Genomic DNA, 7,457 nt, shown 5'->3' with positions numbered 1-7,457 from the left:
CTATTACTTTAACCATGAAAATACAACTCATTGCTTTAGTTTTTTCGGCCTTGTTTTTGGGATGCAATACCATGCCGTTTATTAAATACCACACGACTTTTAAAGATGGTAAATTCCCCAAGGCAGATGCAAAGTATATCAGTAAGGCAAATGACATCCATTGGGTAGGTTATGATGTAAATTATTATGACCTAAAACTTGATGTTAATCCTGATAAAAAGTTTATAGACGGAAGCATGACCATCCGTTTCAAAGCCAATGAAGATATCGACAATATCCTCGTAGACCTGCACCGTGATCTTAAAGTCAACAAGATCGTTTATAACCAGAGCAAAGAGGTGAAATGGAAGCACAAGAAAGATGTTCTGACAGTGCTGTTAAATGAAAAGGCGAAAATTAATTTAATGTCAGAGTTGGAGATTTTCTATAGTGGCAAGCCTCCGAAACTATTGGATAAGGGGCCTGTTCACTGGAAAAAGGATTCACTGGATAACCATTGGGTAACTTCCATTACGCAAGGTATAGGCGCTCACTGGATCATACCCTGTAAATACGATCTGGAGGATGAAGCTGACAGCACCAAAATTTCAATTACAGTACCTCAAGGTCTGGTTGCAGTTTCCAATGGTCAACTTGTTGCACAGCGAGTTTCGAGTGGAAAGGAAACTTTTGAATGGAAGGTGACCAACTCCATCAATGTCTATAACCTTTCTTTCAATGTGGGTAAATTCAAACATCTTGAGCTGCCTTATGAAAGTGGAGGAAAAAGCCAAAAGCTACATTTTTATGTGTTAGACTATCATTATAAAAAAGCACAGACATATTTCAACCAGTGTAAGGATATTCTTCAGTATTTTGAAGGTCTTTACGGCCCATACCCGTATTGGAATGATGAGTTTAAAATTGTTGAATCACCGCTACCCAAAGGTGTAGGTATGGAACATCAATCAGCTATTGTGGTAGGACTTTCTTATAAAAACACCTTTGTAGATTATTCCAGTGTATTGATCCATGAAATAGCGCATGAGTGGTGGGGCAACAGTTTGAGTGTCACGGACTATGGAGACATATGGTTGCATGAAGGGTTTGCTACTTACAATGAGGCGCTTTTTATGGAGCATATGTATGGAAAGGACATGTACTTTAAGATTCTTAATTTTCAAAAAAGAGGCATACACAACCAGAGGCCTATTTTAAAGCCATCCGGGGTGAATTACAATTCATTTGTGAGTTCGAAAGATGGAGATATTTATAGTAAGGGCTCTATGCTATTGCACACATTACGGTATCAGATGTCTGATGATGCTCTGTTTTTTGATATGCTGGCATCTTTTTATAAAAAGAATCAATACAAAGGAGTACGGACCAATGACTTTTTAGCTCATGTAAATGCATATACAGGTTCAGATTACACATGGCTTTTTGATCCTTATCTTAAAAATTATAAAATCCCAGAATTGTATTATAAAATTGATAATAAAAATAATAATAGAAATAAAGTTAGTTTAAATTATAAATGGGTTGGTGTTGGTAATGAATTTAAACTTGATTTAAATGTTATTCATAATTCCGATACACTTAGGCTCAGACCTACAACCTCCCTTCAGTCTATTGAGTTGAAAGATAACAACACGGTTGAGTTTGATAGAAACAATGGCTATGTCAATTTTGTGAACGGCACGCTATAGTCTTCCACCGCTTATCACTAATCCCTTCCTGAGCAATAACTTTTAAAAAGGACTGTAAACAAGAAGGGGTTTTCTTATAAAGTCAAGGCTTGCTTCCGGCCTGGGTATTAATTACAGTATAAGCTGATAGACAGATTTGTTTTGGTTGGTCTTTATGGATTACCTTGATCTTTTCTAGGTCTATAAAAAAGCTAGTGTATGTCCTGGCTGTTAGAGAAATAGCGAATTTTAAAAGATGAACCTTTGGTGTGATTTTTCTTCAAAAACAGAAAGTTTATGCACATGGTTCAAATCGAAGGTAATCTTCATTTGGGCTATCGAAAGTTCTATTTGATACTTCGAGGTGTTTGTTGTGACTGAAAATGGTTAAAAAATGTGAATTTTATTACATGATTTATTCTCAATTATAACCTCACAAGGTTTCATGAATTAATGGTATGTTCTCTCGATTGATACCGTAAACAGTTTTGTTTTTTGTGTTTTCCTGAAGCAAAAAAGGCTTGTATTTGATAATGGAGGGTCTATTTCTTCGATCGAAATATTTCAACTGTGGATTAAATTCCTCAAATATTTGAAAGTCAAATATTTTGATATAAACCTTTTTTGTTTTTTGTTCGGAGGTATAACTTTGAAGAGTAATCAACTCTGACAACCTTAACAAATTACATATTGGAGCCTAGCAAGTGGTATGTTGCATACGTTCGGACAAGGTTTGAAAATAAGGTGTATGAGAGGCTTAGAGCCAAAGGTATTATCTCTTATTTACCAAAGAAGATCGAACTCAGGCAATGGCATGATCGTAAAAAGAAAATTGAGACGCCTGTTTTTCCCAGTTATTTATTTATTTCGCTAAATGGGGCAGAAGACTTAATTAAGCTTTATAACGTGCCTGGCTTTATCAGGTTGATTACCACTGATGGTGAGCCTGATACACTATCTGCAGAGCAGGTGGAACTGATTAAGAAATTAGCCCGACGAGATTTTGCTGTTTCTCATAAAAGCTTTATCATTGGAGAAGCTGTAACGGTCACCAGTGGGCTGCTTAAAGGAGTCAAAGGAGTGCTTGTTGGAGATAGAGGAGATGGAAAGTTAGCGGTCAAAATTAGTTCTGTAAATTCCTATATTATTGCCTCTGTATCTGTTGGATATTTGAGGAATATAGGCTCTGAGAGTAGAGCTACCCTAAAGGAACGTTTAGTTTGATATAGGATAATTTACAGGATTTAAATAACTTTATTATGCTTAGTGAGGACTTATGTTACTCAATGAGCGGAGCTGTGCTTGTTGAAATTAAGTGCTGCTTAAAAAACTTAATTGTTGTTTATTAGATAGATGAGGATAAATGTTTTTCGAGTCAGTTACGCGTCAAGTTCGGAAGATCAATAGTAAGAGATATTGTCAGTGTTTATTAATCCTGACTTCTGGTTCTTAGTGAGAGAAGTATAGAATTGTAATTCGGTCTTTTTTAAAAATTAGAAAAATGACATTTAGCAAAGAAGTAAAGTGCATTGTATGGGATCTGGATAATACCATTTGGGAAGGTGTATTAACGGAACCCGAGGATGTGAAACTTAAGCCAGGCCTGATCGAAGTTATAAAGGAACTTGACAGGCGTGGTATATTACACTCAATCGCCAGTAAAAATAACTATGAGGATGCCTGGGAGCAACTAAAAACATTTGGTATTAGTGAATACTTTTTGTACCCTGAGATACATTGGGATACCAAGTCTGGGTCTATTTCAAGAATCAGGGAAAACCTTAATATAGGTATAGATACAATCGTCTTTATAGACGATCAGCCGTTTGAACGTGATGAGGTGAGTAGCGTACACACTGAAGTAGAAACCTTTGATGCGGTTGACTTCAAATCTCTTATTGAAAATCCGAGGTTCCTACCTCGTTTCATCACTGAAGACTCAGGGAGAAGAAGGTTGATGTATCAGGAAGAGATGGTAAGAAAGAAGGATGAGGAAGGGTATAAAGGGCCTCAGGAGGGATTTTTGGCTACGTTGAATATGGAGTTTGCTATAAGCGAGGCAAAGGAAGAAGACCTACAACGAGCCGTTGAACTTACTGAAAGAACCAATCAACTCAATGCTACCGGAAGGACTTATAGTTACGAGGAGTTACAATCCTATATGACATCAGATGGTCATAAGCTATATATCTGTGAGTTAACGGACAAATACGGTTCTTATGGTAAAATAGGTCTGGCGCTTGTTGAAATTACTGAAGGGCACTGGCATTTGAAGATGATGTTAATGTCATGCAGGGTGCTTTCCAGAAGCGTAGGCACAGTACTTATGACTTACATTATGAACCAGGCAAAATCTGAGGGTAAAAAGCTTCGGGCCGATTTTAAGCAAACCGACAGGAATAAGATGATGTATGTGACTTATCGTTTCTCCAATTTCTCTGAGCTGGAGAATGATGGTCAGGGTAATATCGTTTTTGAGAATGACCTTACGCAGATTCAGCCATTTCCACATTACATCAAGGTAGAATTACCAGAAGATATTATAGAGAATTCAACACTTATGGTCAAATAACGACGTTATAGGATCAGCTAAAAGAGGAAAATTTAAATACAATATGAATCAAAAAGAACAAGTTCGACAGTTTATCGAGTCAAACCTCATTGTATTTGAGGATGAAGCGGACCTTAAAGATGATGATAACATATTTCAACTAGGGTATGTAAACTCTTTATTTGCTATGAAACTGCTTAACTATATTGAATCAGAGTTTAATGTGAAGATAGAAACTGACGAGATGGATATTAAAAACTTCAGTTCGGTTAATAATATAATAGCGCTGCTTGACCGAAAGTTGGGCGTAACTGAATAATAACAATAGATTCTATGTCAGAGACAGTTGCACAAACAGAGGCTGCTTTTCAGGTGGGCAGGGTTAGACAGTTTGTGGATAAAGAAATAAGGCCTTATACTTCTGAGTTTGATAAGGAGCAGCTTATTCCAGAAACCTTAATTAAGAAACTTGCTAATAAAGGGTACCTTGCCGGAAACTTTCCAAAAGCCTATGGAGGACTGGGATTAGGCCCTTTAGATTACGGACGGTTAACAGAGGAGATAGGCAGAGTAAGCCCGGCGGTAAGATCGGTACTGACTGTACACTGCTCCTTGGTGGGTGAGAGTTTGTTGCGTTGGGGAAGTATAGAACAAAAGGAGAAGTTTCTGCCGAAAATGGCTTCGGGGGATACTTTGGCAGCTTTCGCTCTTTCTGAACCTTCAATAGGGTCAGATGCCAGAAATGTGGTGACCAGCTACACCAAAGCCGACAAGGGGTACCTGATCAATGGAAAGAAAAAGTGGATAACGATGGGAGCAAGAGCTGATCTACTGTTGGTGATAGCATCTTGCGAGGATCAGGTTTCCGCGTTTTTGGTAGATAGTAATACTGAAGGTATAAGCAGAAGCCAAATAATGGATTTAATGGCTGGAAGAGCAGCTTATACAGGGGAGATAGAGTTTGATAATGTTTTTGTGCCAGAAAGTCATTTGTTGGGGAATGAAGGAGGGGGATTTGCTTACATTGTGAATACAGCATTGGATCATGGCAGGTACAGCATAGCATGGGCAGGATTGGCGGTTGCTCAGGAGGCTTTACATGCTATGGTAAAATATGCCAGGAAACGAAAGCAGTTTGGGACAGGTATATATAACCACCAACTGGTGCAGGAAATGATTTCTAACGCCGTAGTCAATGTAGAAGCAGGTAGAGCACTTTGCACAAAGGCTGCCGCCCTTAGAGCGGAACAGCATGAAGATGCTACCATTCAAACTACTATTGCCAAACAATTTGCTTCTAAAATAGCTAATAGTGTTGCTAATGACGCCCTTCAGGTACATGGTGCCAATGGGTTTTCGACGGAGTTCATTGTAGAACAACTCTACAGGGAAGCTAAAGTTTTTGAAGTAATTGAAGGCTCTACCCAGATCTTACAGCAAGTAATTGCCAGACATGGTCTGACAAGGTTTCATAAATAATTTATAATTCAGCAATGCTTATATCTCATTCACATAAATTCATTTTCGTACATATACCCAAAGTGGCGGGGTCCAGTATTTCTCATGCATTAATACCTTACGTTCATTACAACCTTTGTATTGATGGTGAGTTGAAGGAGCTCGTGGCTTCTTTCTTTGAAAAAATCAAAGACAAAACATCGCATGAAAGCTTGTCGGAGGGTGAGGCATGTGTCGTTAATGAACTTATAGGTCATATTGGAAAGGTAAGCGACAGGCAGTTTACAGATATGTATAATGATGCTGATCCAGGCATTTTTGCTAAACTATCGCCATCATATCTCAATGAAACGTATCCTAAAGTATACTCTGAATTTTTACTTCATGATACGGCCAAGGCTGTACGAGAGAAAATACCTACATCGATATTTAATGATTATTTTAAGTTCGCTGTTGTAAGAAACCCTTTGGAGTGGCTGGTTTCTTTATATTACTACTGCCTGCAAAAGAAGGGGACCTATTTACATAAATACATAGTGAGGTTAGGCTCTTTTGAAGGTTACATTGATTATCTGCATCGATGCAAGAGTGATAGTAAGACTCAGAATATTTTTGGAGAGATATATTGGGAGACTTTATCCGATTACCTGTTTGATGATAACGATAACTGTATGGTTGACTACATTATCAAAATGGAAAGTATTCATGAAGACTTTGCCAAGGTGGGGAAAATCCTTGGTTTCGAAGCGAATTTACCTCATAAGAACAGTTCGAAACATGACCATTATTTGAATCACTATACTGATGAAACTTATGAGAAAGCCAAATTTATCATGAACAGAGACTTGAAGCTTCTGAAGTACTCCGAGGAACTAAGCTTACAACAAAAAAGAGAACAAGTAAATGCTAATCTCACACTCTCATAAATTTATATTTTTTCATGTTCCCAAAGCTGCAGGTATTAGCCTGTCGTATGCGTTATTGCCATATATACATTACGACCTTAATCTAAAAGGATGGTCAAAAAAGCATATGTTGTGGCTTTTCCGGAAACTGGAAAAAAAGCACAAACATGAAGATCTGAATTACTTAGAGAAGCAAAGCCTGATATGGGTGTTGAACACCTTGTCGAAAAGGGGTACTGAGAAGCTCAATTATATTTATACCGGAGGTAAGGCAGCAATTTTTAATAAGCTGGCTTTGTCGTACCTCAATAAAGAATACCCCAGGATATACTCCAGGCTTATGTATCATGATACTGCGCAGGAAGTAAAGCATCAATTGTCATCAGAGGTTTTTTCTGGCTATTACAAGTTTGCAGTAGTCAGGCACCCACATGATTGGCTAGTGTCCATGTACTTCTTTTTAAAGCAGCGAAAAGATATAATGCTGAGTAAATACTTTGAAAAGTTTCATTCGTTTGAATCTTTCATCCATTACTTGTACGAGTTTCGAATGAGTAATCAAAAACTCAATCTCTTTGGGGATGTATATTTTCAAACTGTCTCGGATTTTCTATATGATGAAGAAGGACGCTGCTTGGTTGATAAAATTGTGCGGTTTGAGAATTTGATGGAAGATGTTGATGAAGTTTGCGAGCAGTTGGATCTGGATATTAGGCTACCGCATAGAAATAAGTCAAAGCATGATCATTTTACACAATACTATAACGAAGATTTGTGGAATAAGGCAAAACATATCCTGAAACGTGATTTTGAACTATTGGAATATGAAAGTGCCTATCAAGATTCATTAATTAACCAAGAATAATATAAAATAAC

Annotated in this window: 7 protein-coding genes; all 7 read left to right on the top strand. The window is 37.6% G+C overall.

What is annotated here, in order from left to right; genetic code table 11:
• Positions 1 to 14 precede the first annotated feature (14 nt).
• The 7 genes from JMN32_RS23645 to JMN32_RS23615 all read left to right on the top strand — a co-directional run bounded on the left by JMN32_RS23645 (position 15) and on the right by JMN32_RS23615 (position 7,446).
• Positions 15 to 1,688 (top strand): M1 family metallopeptidase, encoded by a 1,674-nt coding sequence (locus JMN32_RS23645; RefSeq protein WP_202858858.1) that lies wholly within the window; start codon positions 15 to 17, stop codon positions 1,686 to 1,688.
• 669 nt (positions 1,689 to 2,357) lie between these two features.
• A complete protein-coding gene (locus JMN32_RS23640) occupies positions 2,358 to 2,891 on the top strand; it encodes a UpxY family transcription antiterminator (RefSeq protein ID WP_202858857.1) in 534 nt (177 codons plus the stop codon).
• 277 nt (positions 2,892 to 3,168) lie between these two features.
• Positions 3,169 to 4,239, top strand: coding sequence for an HAD-IIIC family phosphatase (locus JMN32_RS23635; RefSeq protein ID WP_202858856.1), 1,071 nt, complete (start codon positions 3,169 to 3,171; stop codon positions 4,237 to 4,239).
• 43 nt (positions 4,240 to 4,282) lie between these two features.
• Positions 4,283 to 4,537, top strand: a complete 255-nt coding sequence (locus JMN32_RS23630; RefSeq protein WP_202858855.1) for an acyl carrier protein — start codon at positions 4,283 to 4,285, stop codon at positions 4,535 to 4,537.
• 14 nt (positions 4,538 to 4,551) lie between these two features.
• A complete protein-coding gene (locus JMN32_RS23625; RefSeq protein WP_202858854.1) occupies positions 4,552 to 5,697 on the top strand; it encodes an acyl-CoA dehydrogenase family protein in 1,146 nt (381 codons plus the stop codon).
• 14 nt (positions 5,698 to 5,711) lie between these two features.
• Positions 5,712 to 6,602: a sulfotransferase family 2 domain-containing protein gene (locus JMN32_RS23620; protein ID WP_202858853.1), complete on the top strand. Its 891-nt coding sequence runs from the start codon at positions 5,712 to 5,714 to the stop codon at positions 6,600 to 6,602.
• On the top strand, positions 6,580 to 7,446 hold the full coding sequence (locus tag JMN32_RS23615; protein WP_202858852.1) for a sulfotransferase family 2 domain-containing protein: 867 nt from the start codon (positions 6,580 to 6,582) through the stop codon (positions 7,444 to 7,446). The genes JMN32_RS23620 and JMN32_RS23615 overlap by 23 nt, the downstream gene beginning before the upstream one ends.
• Positions 7,447 to 7,457: the final 11 nt, after the last annotated feature.

The organism is Fulvivirga marina (assembly GCF_016775155.1).
Taxonomy (GTDB): Bacteria; Bacteroidota; Bacteroidia; order Cytophagales; family Cyclobacteriaceae; genus Fulvivirga; species Fulvivirga marina.
This window is presented reverse-complemented; position numbering and strand designations above follow the sequence as displayed.